Here is a 22,206-nt window from a genome sequence, read left to right on the forward strand (position 1 = left end):
AACCAATTTCAAAGGCTCATCAATTTATGGATACGGACCTGCTCCGCGCCTTCGTCACCGTGGCCGAGTGCCAGGGGTTCAGCGCCGCCGGCAAGGTGCTGCATCGCACCCAGTCGGCGGTGAGCCTGCAGATCAAGCGCCTCGAGGATCAGATGAGGCAGTCGCTGTTCGAGCGCACCAGCCGCAGCGTGCTGCTGACCCGCCACGGCGAGCGGCTGCTGCCCTATGCCCGTCACATGCTGACCCTGGAGGACGAGGCCCGTGAGGCCCTGGGCGAGCGCCAGCGCGGCGAGCTGATCCGTTTCGCCACCTCAGAGGAACAGGCCAGCGCCTACCTGCCCGAGCTGCTCAAGCGCTACGCCCGGCGCTTTCCGGACACGCGCCTCAACATCACCTGCGACATGAGCGCGGCGCTGGTCGGCCAGTTTCAGGAAGGCCTGCTGGACGCGGTGCTGTCGATCCGCCACGTGCCGACGCAGTCGGGGCAGCTGCTGGGCTGGGAGCCGATGGTGTGGGTAGTCGCCGAGGACTGCCGGCTGGAGGACTGGGAGGTGCTGCCGCTGGCACTCAACCCGGAGGGCTGCACCTTCCGCGCCCATGCGCTGTCGGCGCTGGGCCGCGACGAGCGGCGCTGGGAGATCCGCTACGCCAGCACCTCGCCCACCGGCATCAACCTGCCGGTCCAGGCGGGCCTGGCGGTGACGGTGAAGACGCCACGCAGCGTGCCGGCGGGCTGCCGGATCGTCGGCGAGGCGGAGGGCCTGCCGGCGCTGGGGCAGGTCGAGATCGAACTGCATCGTCGCCCGGGCCACACCCGCGAGGCGCTGGAGGCCTTCTGCGAGGAACTCGAGCGCATCGTCACCGAAAACGACGATATCGCCGCCCCGCCGGCCGGCGAGACAAGCGACGAGGCCGCCAACGACTGAGCCCCGCCAATGGCGGGGCCCGAGCACTGACGCTTGCTGCCTGTCAGGCGGTGATCAGCCGCGTTGATACGTGCCGATCAGCCGGTTCATGCCCAGCAGGTGCGGCTCGAGCTGCTTGAGCAGCTCGGTCATGGAGAGCCCTTCCGGCAGCGCCGTGGGCTTGTCCAGCGCCAGCACCCAGAAGTAGTACAGATGCGTACCGTGGCCTTCCGGCGGCATGGGGCCACCGTAGCCGTTGCGCTGGAAGTCGTTGTGCCCGCGGGTGCCAACGGTGGTGGCCTCCTCCAATGAGGTGACGGAGCCCGGCAGGTTGTAGAGCAGCCAGTGCACGAAGCCCTGCTGGCCGTGCTGCACCAGCGGCGCATCCGGATCATGGCAGATCACCGCATAGCCCTTGGTGCCCTCCGGCGGGTTCTCCCAGGCCAGGGGCGGCGACAGATCGTCACCGTCCGTCACATGCCGTCCGGGCATCGCTTGAAAGTTCTCGAAGGCGGAGCTGGTCACCTGCATCTTCGAAAGGGCAAAGGCCATGAGACGTCCTCCCTGATGGGGTCGTGAATACCGGATTCAGCGTCGACAAGGCGTTGGCGCCTGTCAACGCCGCTGTGCCCTGTATGATGGCGGGCCGGACACTCTTCAACCCGGCAGGCTCCCATGAAGCGACTGTTGATCGTGGCCCATGCGCCCTCCCCCAACACCCGCCGGCTGCGCGAGGCCGCCGAGCGAGGGGCCCGTCATCCCGATATCGAGGCGATCGAGGTGGTCGTCAGGCCGCCGCTGGAGGCCGGCCCCGATGACGTGCGCGCCTGCGACGCCATCCTGCTCGGCACGCCCGAGAACCTAGGCTATATGAGCGGCGCGCTGAAGGACTTCTTCGACCGCAGCTACTACGCCGTGCTGGACGACACCCGTGGCCTGCCCTGCGCGCTCTACATCCGCGCCGGCCACGACGGCACCGGCACCCGGCGCGCCGTGGAAGGCATCGTCACCGGGCTCGGCTGGAAGTGGGCACAGGCCCCGCTGACGCTGCGCGGCGAGTGGCAGGATGACTTCGAGGCCCGGGTGGAAGAGCTCGGCATGGCGATGGCGGCAGGGCTCGAGGCGGGCGTGCTCTAGGCCCCGCCTGCCTCGATGGCCGGCGCCCGGGGATCTACACCAGCCCGCGCACGACCAGGAACAGCACCGTGGGCGCCAGCAGGATGCCGAGGCCGGTGTAGAAGGTCGCGGTCATGGCGCCGTAGGGCACCAGCCGCGCATCGGTGGCGGCGAGCCCCGCGGCGACGCCACTGGTGGTGCCGATCATGCCGCCGAAGATCATCGCCGAGCGCGGGTTGTCGAGCCCGATCCAGCGCGCGGCCAGGGGCGTGGCGATCATGGTCAGGATCGACTTGACCAGCCCCGCGGCGATCGACAGCGCGATCACCTCGGAGCTCGCGCCCAGCGTCGCCCCGGTGACGGGCCCGACGATGTAGGTCACGGCCCCCGCCCCGATGGTGGTGATCGCCACCGGATCGGTGTAGCCGAAGCCGACCGCCACCAGCCCGCCGGCCACGAAGGACACCACCACCCCCGCGAACAGCGCCATCACGCCGCGCACCCCGGCCTCGCGCACCTCGTCGAAGCGCACGCCGTAGGCGGTGGCGATGATCGCCAGGTCGCGCAGCATGCCGCCGCCCATCAGCCCCAGGCCGGAGAACAGCGTGATGTCGGCGAGCCCGTCGGCGCCGCCGGTGATCTTGCCGCCCGCATAGGCCAGCGCCAGGCCAAGCATGATGGCGATCGCCGATCCGTGCAGCTTGCCGCGGGTGAAGCGCTCGCTGATCCAGTAGGCGAGATACATGGTGAGCCCGATGACGGCGAAGGCCGCCACCAGGTGATACTTGTCGACGAGGTCATAGAGTGACTGCAGCATGGGACGCCCTCCTTAGCGATGGGCCGCGCGAGCCGGCTGGGCCCGGGCGTGCGAAGCGCCGGACGACGAGGCGCCGCGCTCGGCCCGCTCCCGCGAAGGCTTGCCGGCGAACACCGGCACCATGGCCAGCCCCAGCACCACCGCCAGCACACCGGCCAGCAGCGCCACCGCCCCGCCGCTCAGGGCCGCGGCGACGTTCTGGCTGGCCGCCATGGCCACCACGATGGGGATATACATCGCATTCCAGAACTTGATGCCGCTGACCGTCGCCTCCGGCAGCTTGCCTCGGGCCTTGAGATAGCCCGTCGCGAAGATCAGCAGCAGCATCGCGATGCCCACCCCGCCGAGATTGGCCTCGATGCCGAGCAGATGGCCCAGCACATCGCCCGTTGCCAGGCCCAGCATCATGCACCCCGCCAGCAGGGCCACTCCGTAGATCACCATGGGTCAGGTCCTTATTGTGATTGTCGTTGTTCGAGCCTCGGGACGTCCCGAGTGTCAGCGTGCTCCCGGCCGCGTCTGCGCGCCGCCTGGGGCCCGGCCGATGGGCCGGGCATGGTGCTCCTTCATCCTGCCGTGGCGGCCGCCTCCTTCCCGGCGTAGAGATCGGCGTAGGCGTCGCGCAGCTGGTTCTTCTGCACCTTGCCCATCACGTTGCGCGGCAGCGCCTCGATGGGGAACACCCGCTTGGGCTGCTTGTAGCGCGCCAGCCGGTCGGCGAGCGCCGCCTGAACGGCCGCCTCGTCGGGGGCGGTTTCGCCCTCGCGGGCCACGATCACCGCGGTGACGCCCTCGCCGAGGTCCGGGTGCCGGACGCCGAACATCGCGGACTCGGCGACGCCCGGCAGCTCGTCGATCAGCTGCTCGACCTCCTTCGGATAGACGTTGTAGCCGCCGGAGATCACCAGGTCCTTGTCGCGGCCGACGATGTGCAGGTAGCCGTCGTCGTCGATCCGGCCCAGGTCGCCGGTGATGAAGAAGCCGTCGTCGCGGAACTCGCTGCGGGTCTTCTCCGGCTTGCGCCAGTAGCCGACGAAGACGTTGGGGCCGCGCACCTGGAGGAGCCCGGTCTCGCCGTCGGCGACCTCGTTGCCGCCGTCGCGGTCGGCGATGCGCACCTCGCTGCCCGGCAGCGGGAAGCCGACCGTGCCGGGGCGCCGCTCGCCAGCGTAGGGATTGGAGGTGTTCATGTTGGTCTCGGTCATGCCGTAGCGTTCGAGGATGACATGGCCGGTGCGCTCTCGGAATTGATCATGAGTCTCGGCCAGCAGCGGCGCCGAGCCGGAGACGAACAGCCGCATGTTGGCCACGGCATCGCGATCCAGCCGCGGCGACTGCAGCAGCCGGGTGTAGAAGGTCGGCACGCCCATCAGCACCGTGGCCCCGGGCATCAGGTCGAGCAGCCGCTCGACGTCGAGCCTGGGCAGGAAGGTCATCGAGGCGCCCACCGTCAGCACGATGTTGCAGGCCACGAACAGCCCGTGGGTATGGAAGATCGGCAGCGCATGCAGCAGGTGGTCGTCGGCGGTGAAGCGCCAGGCCTCGGCCAAGGCCCGGCTGTTGGAGGCCAGGTTGGCGTGGCTGAGCATCGCCCCCTTGGAACGCCCGGTGGTGCCGGAGGTGTAGAGGATCGCCGCCAGGTCATCGGCCTCGAGGCAGGCGATCTCGGTCATCGGCTCGGCGGCGGCGGCACGCTCCATCAGGCTGCCGTCGCCGGCCGTGCCCAGGCTCTCCACGTGGACCACCCGCCCCTCCTGGTAGAAGCGGTTGGCGTCCGCCGCCCGTGCCGGCGGGCACACGTAGAGCTGCGGCGCGGCGTCGCCCAGGAAGTACTCGATCTCGGCGCCGGTATAGCCGGTGTTGAGCGGCAGGTAGACCGCGCCGGCCTGCAGGCAGGCCAGGTAGAGCATGATCGCCTCGGGGCTCTTGTCGACCTGCACCGCCACCCGGTCGCCGGGCTGCACGTCGAGGGACTGCAGCACCGCGGCCAGGCGCTGCGAGGTCTCGAGCATCTCGGCATACGCGTAGCGCCGCCCCTCGGGGGTATCGATCAGCGTCTTGTCCGGCGTCTCGCGAAAGTGGGCCTCGAACTGCAGGAACAGGTTGTGATTGTGCATGGCAGTCGTCCTCGTGATCGTGGGGAAATCGGGGGAATCAGGCATCGGCCGGCGCGGCCAGCAGCGGCTGGGCGCGCCTGGCCTGGCGCGGGATATCGCCGGCGCAGACCACGCTGCCCTCTCGGCTGTAGGCCTCGTGGTTCTGCTCGATGCGGTCCGGCTCGTAGCGGTAGTTGACCATCAGGCCATGGGCCTGACGACAGCCCTTGGCAGAGGCGTCGGCGGGCCAGTTCAGGCGATGCAGGCTCGCCCCGTTGCCCAGGTGAAAGCGCGCCACCGGGTCGCGGGGCCGGCCGTGGCGCTGCTTGGCCTCGGTGAGATAGTGGGCGGCCAGCGCCGTGAGCTCGGGCTCGAGCGCCTCCCGGGCCGCCTGGTCGTCGCGCCAGGCGGTGGCGTCGAGGGCCTCGGCGGCCTCGGGCGACAGACGGCATTCGCCGGCCTCGCGCCGCTCCGACAGCCATTTGGCGAAGCCCGGCACCGGCGACAGGGTCACGAAGTTGGCAAGCTCGGGCAGCTCGCGCCGGAGCTCCTGCACCACCTGCTTGATCAGGAAGTTGCCGAAGGAAATGCCCTTCAGGCCGGCCTGGCAGTTGCTGATGCTGTAGAACACCGCGGTGTCGGCGTCCTGGGGCGCCACCTCGTCGCCGCCGGCCAGCAGCGTCTGGATATTGCCGGGGATGCCGCGACACAGCGCCACCTCGACGAAGATCAGCGGCTCGTCGCCGATGGCCGGGTGGAAGAAGGCGTAGCAGCGCCGGTCCTCGGGATCGAGGCGCCGGCGCAGCGCGCGCCAGTCCTGAATCTCGTGTACCGCCTCGTAGCGGATCAGCTTCTCGAGCACCGCCGCCGGGGTGTTCCAGTCGATGCTTCGGAGCACCAGGAAGCCGCGGTTGAACCAGGACGCGAACAGGTGCGCGAAGTCCTCGTCGAGGCCGGCCAGCGCCGGCGCCTCGTCGAGGTGTCCCAGCAGGTCGGCGCGCATCTTGACCAGCTCGAAGGTGCCGCCTGGGCACAGGTTGAGCCGGCGCAGCAGCTCCTGGCGCGGCGGCTCGCAGGCCTCGATCAGCGCCCGCAGGCCGGCCTCGCCCTCCCCCTCGCGATAGGCCGCGTAGGCGGCATGGATCGCCTCGGGGCGCGCGCCGTGGCGCTCGGCGAGCCGGGTCAGGACGTCACGGCGCGCCTCGGGCTCCAGGGCGGCATAGCCGCTGAGCACCCGCTGGGCGACCAGGATCTGCGAGGCTTCGCCGCCGCCTCCGGCCAGCAGGGCGTCGCAGGCCGAGAGGATCTCACCGGCGCCGCAGGGCGCCGACGCTCGCCCGCGGCGGGGGGAGCGTTCGCCGCCCTGGCGCTGGCGGGCCCGACGGGCCACGCTCGACAGCAGGCCTTCCAGGAAATCCATGTTCATCTTCATGCCGCGTCCTCCAGGGACCAGAGCCGTGCTTGCGGTGGCGTTGATTCGGCACATGGGATACATGACGCCGAGTTGTTATATATAACAAGTAGGTCCAAGATATAGTTGTGTCAAGCGGGAGGACAGCACATGAGCAAGGTTTCCCAGGCGCAGCGACTGCGCGACCTGCTGGAAGACGCCATCATCAAGGGGCGCTACCCGCCCGGCGCGCGCCTCGACCCGGAGGCCCTGGAGCGGGAGTACGACTGCTCGCGCACGCCGGTCCGCGAGGCGATCCAGCAGCTGGCGATGTCGGGCATGGTGAAGGTGGTGCCGAAGCGCGGCACCTTCGTGACCCAGCTCAGCGTGGCCGAGCTGGTGGAACGCTTCGAGGTGATGGCCGAACTGGAAGGCATGTGCGCGAGGCTGGCGGCGCGGCGCATCGGTGCCGAGGAGCTGGAGGCGCTGCGCGAGGCCCACGAGGCCTGCCGGCGCATGGCCGAGGCCGGCGACGCCAACGGCTACTACTACGAGAACAGCGTCTTCCACCAGCGCATCTACGAGGCCAGCCACAACGCCTTCCTGGCCCAGGAAGCCACGCGGCTGCACGCGGTGCTGCAGCCCTACCGGCGCATGCAGCTGCACCTGCGCCACCGCCCCGAGCGCTCGCTGGCGGAACACGAGGCGGTGCTGGACGCCATCGCCGCCGGCGACGAGCGGCGCGCCGAGGCCGAGATCGAGTCCCACGTCCAGGTGCAGGGCGAGCGCTTCAACGACCTGGTCGCCTCGGTGCAGCAGCTCCAGCAGACCGGCAACGACTGAGCAAAAACAACGACGGCACCCCGAGGGGTGCCGTCGTCACGATGACCGGGAAGATGAGCGCCGGGGACAAGACAAAGCGAGGCTCTTTTGCCAAGGGTGAGGCGAATTCCGCCGAACGGGCTGGCCAGGGAAGGCCAGCACCGGTCCTGCAAGCGGAGCAGGATGCGAGAGCGCCGCAGGGCAAAAGAAGCGCCCATGGGAGGGTTCACTGCGTCCTCGCGATGGCCTGGCGCCGATCGAGCTCATCCCCTATGCCACGAAAGCGCTACCTGAGGCGCTCGAATACCGTGGCCACGCCCTGCCCCATGCCGATGCACATGGTCGCCAGGCCCAGGCTGGTGTCCTGCTCGCGCATCACGTTGAGCAGGGTGGTGCAGATGCGCGACCCGGAGCAGCCCAGCGGATGGCCCAAGGCGATGGCGCCGCCGTGCAGGTTGACCGCCTCGTCCATGCGGTCGCGCAGGCCCAGGTCCTTGAGCACCGGCAGCGACTGGGCGGCGAAGGCCTCGTTGAGCTCCACGGTCTGGATATCGTCCATGGTCAGCCCCGCCGCCTTCAGCGCCTTCTTCGAGGCCGGCACCGGGCCGTAGCCCATGATCGAGGCGTCGCAGCCCGCCACCCCGGTGGAGAGCACCCGGGCGATGGGCTCGAGGCCCAGCGCCTCGGCGCGCTCGGCGCTCATCACCGCCATGCCGCTGGCGCCCACCGACAGCGCCGAGGAGGTGCCGGCGGTGACGGTGCCGTTCTTGGGGTCGAAGGCCGGCCTGAGCTCGGCCATCGCCTCGAGGCTGGCATCGTCGCGGATCACCTCGTCACGGTCGACCCGCACCCGGTAGCCGCGCGCGTCGTGGCCCTCGACGCCGACGATCTCGCGATCGAAGCCGCCGCCGTCCCGGGCCTCCCTGGCCAGCCGGTGGGAGCGCACGCCGAAGGCGTCCTGATCCTCCCGCGAGATGCCGTGCATCTTGCCCAGCAGCTCGGCGGTCAGACCCATCATCATCGCCGCCTTGGCGGCGTGCTTGCTGGCCGCCGGATTGACGTCGATGCCGTGGGTCATGGGCACGTGTTCCATGTGCTCGACGCCGCCGATCACGTAGACGTCGCCCATGCCGGCGCGGATGTTGGCGGCGGCGATGTGCAGCGCGCTCATCGAGGAGCCGCACAGCCGGTTGACGGTCTGGGCGGGCACGCTGCGCGGAATGCCGGTCATGATCGCCGCGTTGCGGGCGATGTTCATGGCCTGCTCCAGGGTCTGGTTCACGCAGCCCCAGATGACGTCGTCGACCTCTTTCGGATCGAGTCCCGGGTTGCGGTCGAACAGCGCCTGCATGACGGCGGCGGACAGGTTCTCGGCGCGCACGTGGCGGAAGGCGCCGTTCCTGGCCTTGGCCATGGCGGTGCGCACGCCGTCGACCACCACGATGTCTCTCGGATGCAAACTCATCGATACTGTCTCCCTGTGAATCAGGCCGGGTCGGCGTCGCGGTGGAAGCGCTGGCCGCTGCGCGCCATCTCGCGCAGCCCGTCGGTGGGCGCGTAGAGCGGCCCCAGCTCGGCGGCCAGTTCGTCCGCCTGGGCGACGAAGGCCTCCGCCCCCATGGCGTCGATGTAGCGCAGCGCCCCGCCGCGGAACGGCGGGAAGCCGATGCCGTAGATCAGCGCCATGTCGGCCTCGGCGGCGCTGCCGACGATGCCGTCCTCGAGGCAGCGCACCGCCTCCAGGCACAGCGGCACCATCATCCGCGCGATGATCGCCTCGTCGGAGAAGTCCTGCTCGCCTTCGGCCACCTGCCGCACCAGCGCCAGGGCCTCGTCGTCCTCGAGCTTCTGCGGCTTGCCCTTCCGGTCTTCCTCGTAGGCGTAGAAGCCCTTGCCGTTCTTCTGGCCGAGACGCTCGTGCTCGACCATCCGCGGGATCACGCCGCCACTCATGTCGCCCATGCGATCGGGGAAGCCTTCGGCCATCACCTCGCCGGCGTGCAGCGCGGTATCCATGCCCACCACGTCGAGCAGGTAGGCCGGCCCCATCGGCCAGCCGAAGCGCTCCATCACCTTGTCGACCCGGCGGAAGTCGGCGCCCTGGGCCACCAGGGCGCTGAAGCCGCCGAAGTAGGGGAACAGGATGCGGTTGACCAGAAAGCCCGGGCAGTCGTTGACCACGATCGGCGTCTTGCCCATCTGGCGGGCGTAGGCGACGGTGGCCGCCACGGCGGCGTCACCGGTCTTCTCGCCGCGGATCACCTCGACCAGCGGCATGCGGTGCACCGGGTTGAAGAAGTGCATGCCGCAGAAGTTCTCGGGCCGCTTCAGGTGCTCGGCCAGCCGGGTGATGGAAATGGTCGAGGTGTTGGTGGCCAGCACCGTGTCCTCGCCTACCGCGGCCTCGGCCTCGGCCAGCACCGCGCCCTTGACCTTGGGATTCTCCACCACGGCCTCGACCACCAGGTCGACCCCGCCGAAGTCGCCGTAGGACAGTGTCGGGCGGATATGGGTCAGCCGCTCGGCCATCTGCTCGGTGGTGAATTTCTTGCGCTCGACCTGCTTGGCGAACAGCTTGCGGGCCTCCTTGAGGCCGAGGTCGATGGCCTCGGCCTTGATGTCCTTCATCAGGATCGGGGTGCCCTTGGAGGCGCTCTGGTAGGCGATGCCGCCCCCCATGATGCCGGCGCCCAGCACCGCGGCCTGCGCGACGGGGCGCGCCTGCTTCGCGTAACGAGCGCCGGCCTTCTTGACCGCCTGGTCGTTGAGGAACAGCCCCACCAGGTTGTAGCAGACATCGGTCTTCGCCAGTTTGGCGAAGGACGCGGCCTCGATCGCCTGGGCGCGCTCGCGGGTCTCGCCGGCGCCCTTCTGGATCACCTTGATCGCCTCGATCGGCGCCGGGTAGTGCGGCCCGGCCTTGCCGGCCACGTAGCCCTTGGCGGTCTCGAACACCATCATCTGCTCGATGGCGTCGAGCCTGAGGGGCGAGCGCTTCTCGGCGCGCCGGGCCTGGTGATCGAGCTCACCGCGGCGGGCGCGGTCGAGCAGATCGCGGGCCGCCTCCATCAGCGCCTCATCGGGCACCACGGCGTCCACGGCGCCCATCCGGAGCGCCTCGTCGGCCTTGTTCTGGGTGCCGCCGGCGATCCACTCGATGGCGTTGTCGGCGCCGATCAGCCGCGGCAGGCGCACGCAGCCGCCCCAGCCCGGCAGGATACCGAGCTTGGTTTCCGGCAGGCCGAGCTGGGCCGAGTCGCTCATCACCCGGAAGTCGGTGGTCAGCGCCAGCTCGCAGCCGCCGCCCAGGGCCAGGCCGTTGAGCGCGGTGACGGTGGGAAACGGCAGGTCCTCGATGGCGTTGAAGAGGGCGTGCACCCGCTCGAGCATGGCCTGGATCTCCTCCTCGCCGCGCTCGAACATGCCATGGAACTCGGTGATGTCGGCGCCGACGACGAAGGCCTCCTTGGCGCTGGTCAGGATCAGCCCCCGAAGGCCGGAGTCGACGCCGAGCGCCTCCACCGCCTCGGCGAGCTCGCCGACCACCGCCGACGACAGGGTGTTGACCGACTCGTCGCGGTGGTCGAGGGTCAGGGTGGCGACGGCGTCATCGTCGCGCGCCACGGTGATGGCATTGCCTTGGTAGATCATCCACGAATCTCCGTGCAGAAATTCATACGGCCGTTTGATTCCATCAGCTTGGGCCAGACCGAGAAGAGCGTCAAGCCCTGCCATGGTCGATACGCCTCTCCTGAGTCATCGCGGCATGGCCCCTCTCCGCCGGGTCCGTCGCTTCGCGGCGACTCCCGCGGCGCGCGGCGCCCTGCTAGGATGCGTCCATGACTGCCGACCGCTTGCCACCGCCCCCCGATCCCCGTGCCTCCCGCCTCGAGGGCTGGCAGCATCGCCTCACCCGCGTGGCGGAACGTGCCCGTCGCTGGCACTGGCTGTGGCCGCCGGTGGCCTTCCTCGCCGGCGCGGCGAGCTTCTTCCTGGTGGAGCGCCAGCAGTGGCTGGGCGCCGCCCTGGCGCTGGGCATGCTGGTGGCCTGGGTGCTGCTGCTGTCCGAGAGCCTGATCGCCCGCTGGCTGATCCATCGCGGCTATCCCGCCCTGCCACGCGGCATCACCACCTTCATCGCCCAGATGGTCCACCAGGAGACACTGTTCTTCGCCCTGCCGTTCCTGCTGGCGACGACCGTCTGGACCAGCGCCCAGGGGCTGTTCACGGCGCTGATGGTGGGGCTCGCGCTGCTGTCGATCCTCGATCCGCTCTACTACCGCCTGGCCGCCCGGCACCGCTGGCTCTACTTCGCCTTCCACGCCCAGTGCGTGTTCCTGGTGGTGCTGGTGACGCTGCCGACGGTGCTGCACCTGACCACCGGCGAGAGCCTGGTCATCGCGCTGGTCGCGATGATGGTCTTCAGCCTGCCGAGCCTGATGCAGCTGCTGCGGCCGATGAACACCGCCCGTTGGCTGGCCATGATGGTGCTGCTGCCGCTGCTGGCCGGCCTCGGCTGGCTGGGACGCGCCTGGGTGCCGCCGGCCAGCCTGTGGCTTTCGGGCCATGCGCTGTCGCCGTCCTTCGACGAGCCGGCCCGGCGCCCGGAGGGCGAGCTGCGCCTCACGCCCGAGGCGCTGACCGGCCACGGTCTCTACGCCTACACCGCGATCCACGCCCCGCGGGGCCTCGAGGAGAAGGTCGTGCACGAGTGGCGTCAGGACGGCCGGCTGGTGGATCGCATTCCGCTGCAGATCCAGGGCGGACGCGAGGCCGGCTACCGGGCCTGGACCCACAAGCGCCACTTCCCGGAGGAGCCGTCGGGCAATTGGCGAGTCGACGTGATGACCGCCAGCGGCCAGCGGATCGGCGTGCTGCGCTTCCGGGTCAGCGACACGCCGGAACAGGCGACCCTGGCCGATGGTCGTATACGCCTGCCGGCCGGGCTGCCCGGGCTGGATCTGCGGCGTCTCATCGCTCGGCCGGCGGAAGCACCGTAGAGCGCTAACGACTTGCATTACACTCCGCAGCTCCGGACAATCCCTTAGGATTCATCGTTTGTGCAGACACTAATGCAACAGAACATCGGTTTTACGCTTTCTCGTTTACCGCGCTTATGGCGCGCGGTCATCGATCGCCGGCTGGCCCCCGAAGGGCTGACCCAGACCCGCTGGGTCACGCTCTACCATCTCTGGCAGATGGGGGATGACCAGCCGCAGTGCGACCTCGCCCGAACCATCGGCGTCGAGGCGCCCTCGCTGGTGCGCACCCTCGATCAGCTCGCCGAACAGGGGCTGATACAGCGCTGCCCCTGCGACAAGGACCGGCGCACCAAGCGCATCATGCTCACCGACGCGGCCATGCCGCTGCTCGAGCGCATCGATGCCGTGGTCAGCCAGGCCCGGGAAGAGATGCTGGCCGGCCTGTCCGCGGAAGAGGTCGATCAGCTCGCCGAGCTGCTGGGACGCATCGAGGCCAACGGCCTGGCGATCCAGGCCCGGGAAGAGGGCTAGGCGCCACCCGGCCGCTCGCCCCGGGCGACTTTTCCCTGGCAGACGAACGATGCCACGGCACCGCGCTAGCCGCGGGGTGCCTGGGAAACCCCGCGCCGCTCGGGTCGGTCCGGCCGCCCCGCGAGCCCATCGCGCAGCTCGGCCATGTCGGCGGCCACCGGCTGGAAGGCCTCTCTCTCCAGCGATTCATCCCACCACAGGATCAGCGCCTCGGCGCTCGACTCCACCGCCAGCGCGTCGGCGGGCAGCCGCGCCAGCAGCGCCTCGAAGTGACACCGCACCGCCGCCGGCAGCTCATGCAGCGGCTCCTTGCGCCAGCGCCAGCCCTCCATGAAGGGCTTCAAGGCGTCGCTGGCCACGACATCGCGCATCAGCATGAAATCGGGCCCCGGCCGCCGCGGCGGATAGGCCCAGCGATAGGCGGGACGACGCCGGTCGTCCTGGTGCAGCGGCGACGGATCGAGACGCACCTGGATCCCGTCCTGTCTGGCCGCCTCGCGCAGCGTCGTGGCGCGCTGCTCCCGGGGGCTCGGGCGAAGCCACATGGCCGGGGCGAAGATCAGCCCGACGACCACGACGATGATCAACCAGATCATAAGCGTTTTCCGTTCCTGTCTTGATGCAAGTCGTTGTCTTGTCTCATCGTGCGTCCTAGAGTGGGAGGCAGACACTGACCCTGATCCTCTGCCGGAGGCAATGCCATGAGCAACGAGTATCGTCACGTCCTGGTCGCCGTCGACCTGACCAAGGATTCCCACAAGGTGCTGGAGCGGGCGATGCAGATCGCCGACCGCAACGAGGCCAAGCTCTCCATCATGCATACCCTCGAGCCCCTCGGCTTCGCCTACGGTGGCGACATTCCCATGGACCTCACCAGCATCCAGGACCAGCTCGACGAGCACGCCAAGCAGCGCCTGGCCGAGATCGCCGATGCCCACGTGGCCAAGGAGAACCAGCACGTGGTCGTGGGCATGCCCGACACCGAGATTCACCGCTTCGCCGAGGAGCGGAATGTCGACCTGATCGTGGTCGGCTCCCACGGCCGCCACGGCTTCGCGCTGCTGCTGGGCTCCACCTCCACCGGCGTGCTGCACGGCGCCCAGTGCGACGTGCTGGCGGTGCGGGTCGGCAAGGACGGCGAAGCGGAGGAATAACCCGCCCCGCACGATGCATGCGAAAGGCGCCCCTCGGGGCGCCTTTCTGCTTTAGCAGACACTCCACGGTATTCTTCGTTGGGCAGTGTCCAATATTCGCGTCATGAGCGAAGATAGGTTGCCCGCTGCCGGAGCGCAGGAACCGGCATGTAGCCTGCTACATGAGGATTCCGATCGGACCGGCGCCCCGGCACCGCCGGCGGTCAAGATCGCCAGGTTTGTTCCCGACAAACCTACGCACTCCCCACATCCCTGTGGATCGTCGAGCGCAATAGCGAATCCCTCAGGCTTCGCCGGCCGCCATCGCTTCCAGCTCCATCCACCGTTCCATGGCGGTCTCCAGCTCGGTCTGGCGGTCGCCGAGGGCCTGCAGGGTCGCGGTCACCGTGTCGTTGTCCTGCTGGTAGAAGGCCGGATCGCCGACCTGCTCCTCGAAGTCGGCTACCGCCGCTTCCAGACGCTCGATCTCCGCCGGCAGGCCGTCGAGCTCGCGCTGCAGCTTGTAGGACAGCTTGGCGCGCTTGGGGGCGGCCTTGGCCGCCGGCGCCGCGTTTTCCTTGGTCGGCGCGGCCTCGGCCGGGGCCTCGGCGACCGGCTCGGCCGCCTGACGCGCCGCGCCCTCCCAGGGCGCCGGCGGCAGCTTGCCGCCCTGGCGCACCCAGTCGTGGTAGCCGCCCACGTACTCGCGCACGCAGCCCTGACCCTCGAAGGCCAGCACGCTGGTCACCACATTGTCCATGAAGGCGCGGTCGTGGGACACCAGCAGCAGGGTGCCGTCGAAGTCGAGCAGCAGCTCCTCGAGCAGCTCCAGGGTCTCCACGTCCAGGTCGTTGGTCGGCTCGTCGAGCACCAGCACGTTGGCCGGCTGGGTGAACAGCTTGGCCAGCAACAGGCGGTTGGACTCGCCGCCGGACAGCGCCTTGACCGGCTGGCGCACGCGCTCCGGCGTGAACAGGAAGTCCTGCAGGTAGCTCATCACGTGGCGATCGCGGCCACCCACGGTGAGCCGGTCGCTGCCCTGGGCGACGTTGTCGTAGACGGTCTTCTCCGGCTCGAGGCCGGCGCGCAGCTGGTCGAAATAGGCCACCTGCAGCTTGGTGCCCATGCGCACCTGCCCCTCGCTGGGCTCGAGCTCGCCGAGCAGGATCTTGAGCAGGGTCGTCTTGCCGGCGCCGTTGCGGCCGATCAGGCCGATGCGATCGCCGCGCTGCACCTCGAGGTTGAGGTCGCGAATGACCGCCTCGCCGTCGTAGTACTGGGTGACGTGGGACAGCTCCACCACCCGCTTGCCGCTGCGCTCGCCGGTGTCCACCGAGAGGCTGGCGCGGCCCTGGCGCTCGCGGCGCTCGCCGCGGTCGCGACGCATCTGCTCGAGGGCGCGCACGCGGCCCTCGTTGCGGGTCCGGCGGGCCTTGATGCCCTGGCGGATCCACGCCTCCTCCTGAGCCAGCTTCTTGTCGAACTCGGCGTTCTCGCGGGCCTCGACCTCGAGCTCGTGGGTCTTCTGCTCCTGATATCGGGCGTAGTCGCCGGGATAGCGCCCCAGACGGCCGCGATCAAGCTCGAGGATGTGGGTGGCCAGCCGCGACAGGAAGGCACGGTCGTGGGTGATGAACAGCACCGCGCCGTTGAAGGCGGACAGCTGCTCCTCCAGCCAGGCGATGGTGTCCAGGTCCAGGTGGTTGGTGGGCTCGTCGAGCAGCAGCAGGTCGGGCTCGACCACCAGCGCCCGCGCCAGCGCCACGCGCCGCCGCCAGCCGCCGGAGAGATCCGCCATGGCGGCATCCGCCGGCAGCCCCAGGCGCGTCAGCACCACGTCGATGCGCTGGTGGAAGGACCAGCCGTCGATGGCCTCGAGGCGGGTCTGCAGCTGGGCCATGCGCGTCATGTCGGGCTCGGCCTGCTGCACCAGGTGGTGATACTCGGACAGCAGCTCGCCGGCCTCGGGCAGGCCCTGGGCGACCACGTCGAAGATGGTCTCGCCGGAGGCGGCGGGCAGGTCCTGGGCGAGCACGCCGATCTTGAGGCCGGGCGCGCGCCAGATGGTGCCGCCGTCGGGCAGGTTCTCGCCCGACACCAGCTTGAGCAGGGTCGACTTGCCGGTTCCGTTGCGGCCCACCAGCGCCAGACGCTCGCCCTTCTCCAGCACCAGATCGGCGCCGTCGAGAAGCACATGGGTGCCGTAGGCCAGTTGCAGCTGTTCCAGACGTAGCAGGGTCACGCATTCACCTCATCGTTCGATCAAGCCGCCAGTGTAACGCATGCCCGCCCCGACGTGGCCCCACCCCACCCGACCCGGGTACAATGCGCGCCCGTTTCCCGCGCGCTAGACGAACCGCCCAGAGGAGAGCTTCGCCTTGGCCGACGCCACGCCCCCCTTCGACGACGTGCTGCCCGAGGCGCTGAGATTCCGTTCGCCGGCCCCGCTGGTGGACATCGGCGCCAACCTGACCCACGAGAGCTTCGCCCGCGATCTCGAGGCGACGATCCAGCGCGCCCGCGCCGCCGGCGTCGACACGCTGATCCTCACCGGCACCGACCGCGAGCACGCCGAACAGGCCGTGACCCTGGCCCGCCGCTACCCGGGGCTGTATGCCACCGCCGGCGTGCATCCCCATGACGCCAGCCGCTGGGACGCCGAGCTCGAGGCCGCCATGCGCGAGCTCCACCGCCAGCCGGAGGTCGTGTCGGTGGGCGAATGCGGCCTGGACTTCAACCGCAACTTCTCGACGCCGGCCGAGCAGCAGCACGCCTTCGAGGCACAGCTCGCGCTCGCCGCCGAGAGCGGTCTGCCGCTGTTCCTCCACGAGCGCGACGCCGGACCGCGCATGCGCGAAATGCTGCACGCCTGGCGCGACGACATCTCGAAGGCGGTGGTGCACTGCTTCACCGCCGACCGCGACACCCTTTATGGCTACCTGGACCTCGACCTGCACATCGGCCTGACCGGCTGGCTGTGCGACGAGCGCCGTGGCCATCACCTGCGCGAGCTGGTGGGGGCGATTCCCGCCGAGCGGCTGATGGTGGAAACCGACTGCCCCTACCTGCTGCCGCGCAATTTACCTGCCAAACTCAAGGGCAGACGCCACGAGCCGGCGCTGCTGCCCTGGATCGTGCGCGAGATCGCCCACTGGCGCGGCGACACGGAAGCCGACCTGGCCCGCACCACCACCGCCACCGCCCGGGCCTTCTTCGGCCTCGACGAGTCTGCCCGCGAGGAGGGGCAACAGAATGGATGATCTGCCTGCGTTCATCGCCATCGAGACCGGCGACGACGGCGACCTGCCGCTGTCCATCGCCTGGACCCTGCCCGATGGCCGCGTCAAGCACACCCTGATCCAGCCCGACGACGAGTGGCTGGACGACGAGCTGGTCTCGCTGGGCGCCTACAGCCTGGAGGAGCTCTCCAGCATGGGCGTGAGCCCGCTGGACGTGATCCGCGAGCTGGAGACCGACCACTTCAACGCCACCCTCTACACCGCCGGCGTCGGCGACGACGAGGCGGCGCTCTCGCGGCTGTTCGAGACCTACGGGCTGGACCCGTTCGTCGAGCTGGCCCCGGCCGAGAGCCTCTATGCCGATCTGGCGCCCGGCGACTGGTCCCGGGCCCGCGGCGAGCTGTTCGGCGAGCTGGGGCTCGAACCGCTGCGCCCCGAGGAAGAGATCCAGGTGATGCTGACGCTGCATCAGCGACTCGGCGACGCCGACCTCTGAGACGACGCCTCAGGCGGGCTCGGCGGCGGGCGCCTCGCGGCGTTCGAGACACGCCCGGCCCGCCGCCAGCGCCGCCTCGAGCGGCGCGCCCTCGCCATCCTCCCGGCCCTGGCCGTAGAAGACCGCCAGCGCGGTGCGAAAGGCCTCGGCCCTGGCCGGCAGGCCTTCCCGCGCGTAGCGCGCCGCCCGCGCCGCGACCCGCTCAGCGAAGCCTTCCCGGTCGACCTCCACCTCGCCCAGGTTGTCCACGCTGACCTGGAAACGATGCCCGCAGGCGGCGGCGAACAACGACTCCAGCGCCTGAGGCGCCACCTCCACCGCCTCGAAGTCACGCTGCTGGGCGGCGTCGCGGCCGTCGGGCAGGTACCAGTAGCCGTAGTCCTCGAGCTCGCGACGCCGCGCGCCGGCGATGCACCAGTGGCTGATCTCGTGCAGCGCGCTGGCATAGAAGCCGCGGGCGAAGATCACCCGATGCCAGGGCGTCTCGGCATCGGCGGGCAGGTACAGCGGCTCGTCGCCGCCGCGAATCAGGCGGGTGTTGCAGGCGGGCAGGAAGAGGCCGTCGAACAGGGCGATGACATCCTCGAGGCGGTGGCTCACGCGGGCTCCGGCGGGGTCGTGAATGGGCGGCACAGTATAGCGAGACCGACCGCCCCGATCATAGGCTCCGGTGATGCCACGAAACGCTGGCGGGCCTGCTAGACTGGCGCGCTCCCCCCGACCGCATGGAGCACGGGGCCGACCCTTTCACGGAGCATGACCCTTGGCCCAGTTCATTTCCCAGCTGATCGCCACCACGCGACAGGAAACCCGCCCGCTGATCCGCCTGGCGCTGCCGATCTGCGGCGCCCAGCTCGCCCAGGCCGCCATGAGCACGGTGGACGTGATGATGACCGGGCGGCTCAGCGCCACCGACCTGGCCGCCGTCTCGGTGGGCTCGAGCCTGTGGATGCCGCTGATGCTGCTGATGACCGGCACCCTGATGGGGCTGACCCCGGTGGTGGCGCAGCTGCTCGGCGCCGGACGCCGGGACGGCATCCGCCTGCAGGTGCACCAGGCACTGTGGATCGGCGCGGTGCTGGGCGTGATCGCGGCGGCGCTCTTGTGGACAGCGGTGATGCCGGTGTTCCGGCTGATGTCGGTGCCCGAGGCGGTGGCCGAGCGCGCCGCGGGCTATCTGGGAGCCGTGGCCCTGGGGCTGCCGGCGGTCGGGCTGTTCATGGCGCTGCGCGCCTTCTCCGACGGCATGAACCATACCCGCCCGGCGCTGTGGATCAGCCTGCTGGGACTGGCCGTCAACGTCCCCAGCAACTACCTGCTGATCTACGGCGGTGCGGGGCTCGAGGCCCTGCTGGGCAGTTGGCTGCCGGCGCCGATCACGGCATTGCCGGCACTGGGGGCGGTGGGCTGCGGCATCGCCACCGCGCTGTCGATGTGGGTGATGTGCCTGGCGATGGTCGCCTATACCCGGCGCAGCCGGGCCTACGGCGACGTCGCTCTGTGGCACTCGCCGACGCCCCCGCGGTGGCGGCCGATCCTCGAGCTGCTCTACGTGGGCGTGCCGATCGGGGTGGCTATCTTCATGGAGGTGACGCTGTTCACGCTGATCGCGCTGTTCATCGCCAGCCTCGGCGAGGTCGTGGTGGCCGCCCACCAGGTGGCCCTGAACTACACCAGCCTGCTGTTCATGCTGCCGCTGTCGCTGAGCATGGCGCTGACGGTGCGGGTCGGCAACGTGCTGGGCCAGGGGCGTCCCGAGGCCGCGCGCCTGGTGGCCTGCCACGGCATGCTGATCGCCCTGGCGGTGGCGGTGATCAACTGCCTGCTGCTGTGGCTCACCGCCGAGCCGGTGATCGGCCTCTACACCAACGACCCGGCCGTCGCCCGGCTGACCCTGTCGCTGGTGGGGCTGGCGATGATCTACCAGATCTCGGACTCGCTGCAGGCCAACCTGGCCGGCGCGCTGCGCGGCTACAAGGACACCCGCGTGATCATGCTGATCACCCTGGTCGCCTTCTGGCTGGTCGGCCTGGGCGGCGGCCACTGGCTCGGCGATCACGGCCTGTTCGGGCTCGTCGCGCCGCTCGGGGTCTATGGTTACTGGATCGGTCTGGTGGCGGGGCTGACGGTGGCCGCCCTGCTGCTGGGTGAACGATTGAGACGACGGAGCAAGGCGGTCATCGATGCGGATTCCACGCCTCGGGCCTCATAGGTTCGGCGCCCGGCTCGCGGCGGCACTGGTCGCGGTGCTGCCGCTCGCCGGCTGCGGCGACGGCCCCGCCGAGACGCTGCTCGCCGACGACCAGCGGCGCCTGGCCGAGCGCCTCGACCTGCCCGCGCCGGCGCGCACGACGCCCGAGAACATCGGCGACTTCCCCGGTCCCGATGTCCGGCTGTTCGAGATTCCCGAGACCCGCGAGGGGATGCTCGACGTCTTCGCCCTGCGCGGCTGCCATATCGCCAATCTGGTGGCGGCGCGCAACAACCAGCTGGGCAAGGTGGCCGCGCCCAGCCAGCGCTGGCTCTACGAACTGGCCCTGTGGCGCCGCCTGAGCGGCTGCTGGAACACCGAGGTGCCGCAGACGCTCGGCGACGACCACCGGGCGCGTCTGGAGCGGCTGACCCGGCTCAAGACCGGACAGCTGCCCCGGGCCAGCTGGAACGCGCTGTTCGCCTCGGACGAGTGGCTCGACAGTTTCTCCCGGGCCAGCTCGCCGCTGCCGCCGGATGCCCTGGACGAGGTGGATGCCCAGCTGCCGTCGCTGGCCTACCTGCGTGAGGCCGCCCTGCACCAGTTCGATCGCGACTGGGTCCCCGACTCCGCCACCCTGGAGGGACATCTCAAGACGCTGCGTGACCGGCCGCTGACCGCCGAGCTGCTGCGCGCCCTGATGCTGGCCGAGCGACGCCTCTCGGAGCGCTCGCGGTTGCTGGAGGCCGCGCTGGTCGACGGGCACTGTCCCGCCTCGCCGGCGGTCGGCGACGCGCTCGCGATGTCACGCCCGCTGGCGATATGGCTCGATGACCTGACCCTCGCTTCCCAACGCTGGTTCACGGCCATTCAACGCCTGATCGAGGCCCACAAGGTCGCCCCGCGGCCAGCTGTGGAACGCTACCGGCAGCGCTGGCTATCGCGGGAAACGCCCGGCGCACCCTGGCCTGCCCTGCAGGCGGCACGCCTGTCCCATCATGCGCTGGCTACCGAGCTGGCACGACGCTGCCGCTGACCGCCGGGGCTTAACCTCGGTCATCGGTCTGTGCTATTGATGGGATGACAGTGACGTGTGCGCTGCCGACCGCCCCAAGGGCCAATGCCGTGATCAAGCCGCCGCTGGAGGGACTTCATGGGTATCCCGCTGTCATCTCGCCCCGCCCGGGTCATCGACCTGGAAACCATGCGCCAACGCCAGCAGGCTCGGAGGCGCCTGATTCGCCTCGCGCCCGAGCTCGATGGCCTGGAAATGGTGTATCAACTGCCCGACGAGTCAGAGTCCTACTACGGCATGCCCCTGCTCGCCTGGGGGATGCGTGAGGACGGAGAAGTCGTCGGCCTCGTGCCCTGGATGGAACGCCTGACGCCCTGCCAGGCGCTGGACGACCCCGAACATGGCCACTTCATCGGCTACCGGGATCCGGAAACCGAAGAGCTGTTCGAGCTGCCGCCGGAGCACAAGGTGCTGGAGCTCGAGCAGGCCGCCGCCTACTTCGACTACGAAGAGACCGAATCACCGACGCTGATCCAGCAGCTGCCCGAGACCCAGGGCACCCACGCCCTGTGCATGGACGAGGGCGATACGCCCTGGCAGCTCAAGCAGGTGTTCGGCTGGCGACTCTACAGCGACGGCGCCGTGGAAGCGCTGCTGGCCGACGAGCGTCAGGTCGAATCGACCCCGATCCTGCCGGGCGATGCCTGCCTCTATCCCGGCCACAGCCGGCACCAGGTGGTCTACTTCTTCCAGCGCCAGATCGCCAATCGCATCCGCCGCGAGGATCCCGAGACCCTCGAGGCCCTGGCGCTGATGGTGATGCCCGACACGCCGGAGCGCGACGACGGGGCGTGAGACCTCCGCCGGGGCGCGTTCCGGGCGATCAGCCCAGGCGAATGAAGTAGAGGTAGTGGCCGTCGCGCTCTTCCTGGGCCAGCAGCTCGTGGCCCAGGAAACTGCAGAACTTGGGCACGTCGCGAGTGGTCGCCGGATCACTGGCCACGACCTTGAGGATCTCGCCCGACGCCATGTCGCGCACCTTGTTGTGCATCAGCATGATGGGCTCGGGACAGTAGAGCCCGGTGGTGTCCAGCTCGGCGTGACAGGCCGGCAGGGAGTCCGTGGAATCAACCATCGATGACCTCGCCTCGTAACACGGAATGGAATGAAGTGGAGACTAGCGGGATGATCAAGATCATTATCGAGCGCCGTATCATGCCCGGGCTGGAGGAAGAATACGAGCAGGTCGCCCGGGAGGCCATGCGCCAAGTCCTCGGCGCCCCCGGCTTCGGCGGCGGCGAGAGCCTGGTCGAGATGGGCCATGAGGACCGGCGCGTGGTGATCACCAAGTGGCGGGACCTGCGCGCCTGGCAGGCGTGGCACGACAGCGAGCAGCGTGCCCGGGTGATGCAGGACCTCTACCCCCTGCTCACCGAACAGGAACGCATCCGCCTCTACACCCTCAGCTTCTGA

General features: G+C 69.7%; 23 protein-coding genes. 12 read left to right on the forward strand and 11 right to left on the reverse strand.

Going from position 1 to position 22,206, the window contains the following annotated elements:
* Positions 1 to 26: 26 nt before the first annotated feature.
* Positions 27 to 926 carry a LysR family transcriptional regulator gene (locus tag UYS_RS0202540; protein ID WP_016853924.1) on the forward strand — a complete coding sequence of 300 codons (900 nt, stop codon included), beginning with the start codon at positions 27 to 29 and terminating at the stop codon, positions 924 to 926.
* 54 nt (positions 927 to 980) lie between these two features.
* Here the strand turns inward: UYS_RS0202540 and UYS_RS0202545 are convergent, their stop codons facing one another.
* On the reverse strand, positions 981 to 1,457 hold the full coding sequence (locus tag UYS_RS0202545; RefSeq protein WP_016853925.1) for a YbhB/YbcL family Raf kinase inhibitor-like protein: 477 nt from the start codon (positions 1,455 to 1,457) through the stop codon (positions 981 to 983).
* A 123-nt stretch (positions 1,458 to 1,580) separates the two neighbouring features.
* Here UYS_RS0202545 and UYS_RS0202550 point away from each other — a divergent pair, with 123 nt between their 5' ends.
* On the forward strand, positions 1,581 to 2,042 hold the full coding sequence (locus UYS_RS0202550) for a flavodoxin family protein (protein ID WP_026068297.1): 462 nt from the start codon (positions 1,581 to 1,583) through the stop codon (positions 2,040 to 2,042).
* 34 nt (positions 2,043 to 2,076) lie between these two features.
* Here the strand turns inward: UYS_RS0202550 and madM are convergent, their stop codons facing one another.
* The 4 genes from madM to UYS_RS0202570 form a co-directional block, all read right to left on the reverse strand.
* Positions 2,077 to 2,838 carry a malonate transporter subunit MadM gene (madM, locus tag UYS_RS0202555; protein ID WP_016853927.1) on the reverse strand — a complete coding sequence of 254 codons (762 nt, stop codon included), beginning with the start codon at positions 2,836 to 2,838 and terminating at the stop codon, positions 2,077 to 2,079.
* Positions 2,839 to 2,850: 12 nt separating this feature from the next.
* Entirely contained in the window at positions 2,851 to 3,282 is a 432-nt protein-coding gene (gene madL, locus UYS_RS0202560; RefSeq protein ID WP_016853928.1) for a malonate transporter subunit MadL, read from the reverse strand.
* Between the two features lie 122 nt (positions 3,283 to 3,404).
* Positions 3,405 to 4,955, reverse strand: a complete 1,551-nt coding sequence (locus UYS_RS0202565; RefSeq protein WP_016853929.1) for a malonate--CoA ligase — start codon at positions 4,953 to 4,955, stop codon at positions 3,405 to 3,407.
* A gap of 37 nt (positions 4,956 to 4,992) precedes the next feature.
* A complete protein-coding gene (locus UYS_RS0202570) occupies positions 4,993 to 6,360 on the reverse strand; it encodes a malonyl-CoA decarboxylase (RefSeq protein WP_040477885.1) in 1,368 nt (455 codons plus the stop codon).
* Between the two features lie 135 nt (positions 6,361 to 6,495).
* Between UYS_RS0202570 and UYS_RS0202575 the strand changes: the two genes are divergently transcribed.
* Positions 6,496 to 7,167, forward strand: coding sequence for a GntR family transcriptional regulator (locus UYS_RS0202575; RefSeq protein WP_016853931.1), 672 nt, complete (start codon positions 6,496 to 6,498; stop codon positions 7,165 to 7,167).
* 265 nt (positions 7,168 to 7,432) lie between these two features.
* Here UYS_RS0202575 and fadA read toward each other — a convergent pair whose 3' ends face one another.
* Together fadA and fadB are read right to left on the reverse strand one after the other, a co-directional pair.
* On the reverse strand, positions 7,433 to 8,611 hold the full coding sequence (gene fadA, locus UYS_RS0202580; protein ID WP_016853932.1) for an acetyl-CoA C-acyltransferase FadA: 1,179 nt from the start codon (positions 8,609 to 8,611) through the stop codon (positions 7,433 to 7,435).
* A gap of 20 nt (positions 8,612 to 8,631) precedes the next feature.
* A complete protein-coding gene (fadB, locus tag UYS_RS0202585) occupies positions 8,632 to 10,797 on the reverse strand; it encodes a fatty acid oxidation complex subunit alpha FadB (RefSeq protein WP_016853933.1) in 2,166 nt (721 codons plus the stop codon).
* Between the two features lie 188 nt (positions 10,798 to 10,985).
* Here fadB and UYS_RS0202590 point away from each other — a divergent pair, with 188 nt between their 5' ends.
* Positions 10,986 to 12,146, forward strand: a complete 1,161-nt coding sequence (locus UYS_RS0202590) for a DUF5924 family protein (protein WP_016853934.1) — start codon at positions 10,986 to 10,988, stop codon at positions 12,144 to 12,146.
* Positions 12,147 to 12,218: 72 nt separating this feature from the next.
* Positions 12,219 to 12,659, forward strand: coding sequence for a transcriptional regulator SlyA (gene slyA, locus UYS_RS0202595; RefSeq protein ID WP_016853935.1), 441 nt, complete (start codon positions 12,219 to 12,221; stop codon positions 12,657 to 12,659).
* Between the two features lie 65 nt (positions 12,660 to 12,724).
* On the opposite strand, the gene UYS_RS0202600 is transcribed toward slyA, so the two are convergent.
* Positions 12,725 to 13,255, reverse strand: a complete 531-nt coding sequence (locus tag UYS_RS0202600) for a hypothetical protein (RefSeq protein ID WP_016853936.1) — start codon at positions 13,253 to 13,255, stop codon at positions 12,725 to 12,727.
* Positions 13,256 to 13,360: 105 nt separating this feature from the next.
* Here UYS_RS0202600 and UYS_RS0202605 point away from each other — a divergent pair, with 105 nt between their 5' ends.
* Complete coding sequence (locus UYS_RS0202605) at positions 13,361 to 13,813, forward strand: universal stress protein (RefSeq protein WP_016853937.1); 453 nt, start codon at positions 13,361 to 13,363, stop codon at positions 13,811 to 13,813.
* Positions 13,814 to 14,096: 283 nt separating this feature from the next.
* Here UYS_RS0202605 and UYS_RS0202610 read toward each other — a convergent pair whose 3' ends face one another.
* Positions 14,097 to 16,034: an ATP-binding cassette domain-containing protein gene (locus UYS_RS0202610; RefSeq protein ID WP_016853938.1), complete on the reverse strand. Its 1,938-nt coding sequence runs from the start codon at positions 16,032 to 16,034 to the stop codon at positions 14,097 to 14,099.
* Positions 16,035 to 16,170: 136 nt separating this feature from the next.
* On the opposite strand from UYS_RS0202610, the gene UYS_RS0202615 reads away from it, so the two are divergent.
* Together UYS_RS0202615 and UYS_RS0202620 are read left to right on the forward strand one after the other, a co-directional pair.
* Positions 16,171 to 17,052 (forward strand): TatD family hydrolase, encoded by an 882-nt coding sequence (locus UYS_RS0202615; RefSeq protein WP_016853939.1) that lies wholly within the window; start codon positions 16,171 to 16,173, stop codon positions 17,050 to 17,052.
* The gene (locus UYS_RS0202620; protein WP_016853940.1) at positions 17,045 to 17,527 is read left to right on the forward strand and encodes a hypothetical protein; all 483 of its coding nucleotides are present in this window, start codon (positions 17,045 to 17,047) and stop codon (positions 17,525 to 17,527) included. Before UYS_RS0202615 ends, UYS_RS0202620 begins: the two co-directional genes overlap by 8 nt.
* Before the next feature lie 9 nt (positions 17,528 to 17,536).
* On the opposite strand, the gene UYS_RS0202625 is transcribed toward UYS_RS0202620, so the two are convergent.
* Positions 17,537 to 18,127: an elongation factor P hydroxylase gene (locus UYS_RS0202625; protein ID WP_016853941.1), complete on the reverse strand. Its 591-nt coding sequence runs from the start codon at positions 18,125 to 18,127 to the stop codon at positions 17,537 to 17,539.
* 163 nt (positions 18,128 to 18,290) lie between these two features.
* Here UYS_RS0202625 and UYS_RS0202630 point away from each other — a divergent pair, with 163 nt between their 5' ends.
* The 3 genes from UYS_RS0202630 (at position 18,291) to UYS_RS0202640 (ending at position 21,588) form a co-directional block, all read left to right on the forward strand.
* Entirely contained in the window at positions 18,291 to 19,739 is a 1,449-nt protein-coding gene (locus tag UYS_RS0202630) for an MATE family efflux transporter (protein WP_016853942.1), read from the forward strand.
* Complete coding sequence (locus UYS_RS0202635) at positions 19,711 to 20,754, forward strand: DUF3080 family protein (protein WP_016853943.1); 1,044 nt, start codon at positions 19,711 to 19,713, stop codon at positions 20,752 to 20,754. The genes UYS_RS0202630 and UYS_RS0202635 overlap by 29 nt, the downstream gene beginning before the upstream one ends.
* A 117-nt stretch (positions 20,755 to 20,871) precedes the next feature.
* Positions 20,872 to 21,588, forward strand: coding sequence for a hypothetical protein (locus UYS_RS0202640; protein WP_016853944.1), 717 nt, complete (start codon positions 20,872 to 20,874; stop codon positions 21,586 to 21,588).
* A 28-nt stretch (positions 21,589 to 21,616) separates the two neighbouring features.
* Here the strand turns inward: UYS_RS0202640 and tusA are convergent, their stop codons facing one another.
* On the reverse strand, positions 21,617 to 21,868 hold the full coding sequence (gene tusA / locus UYS_RS0202645; protein ID WP_016853945.1) for a sulfurtransferase TusA: 252 nt from the start codon (positions 21,866 to 21,868) through the stop codon (positions 21,617 to 21,619).
* 50 nt (positions 21,869 to 21,918) lie between these two features.
* Between tusA and UYS_RS0202650 the strand changes: the two genes are divergently transcribed.
* Positions 21,919 to 22,206, forward strand: a complete 288-nt coding sequence (locus UYS_RS0202650; protein ID WP_016853946.1) for an antibiotic biosynthesis monooxygenase family protein — start codon at positions 21,919 to 21,921, stop codon at positions 22,204 to 22,206.

The sequence above is a fragment of the Halomonas smyrnensis AAD6 genome, from assembly GCF_000265245.1.
GTDB lineage: Bacteria > Pseudomonadota > Gammaproteobacteria > Pseudomonadales > Halomonadaceae > Halomonas > Halomonas smyrnensis.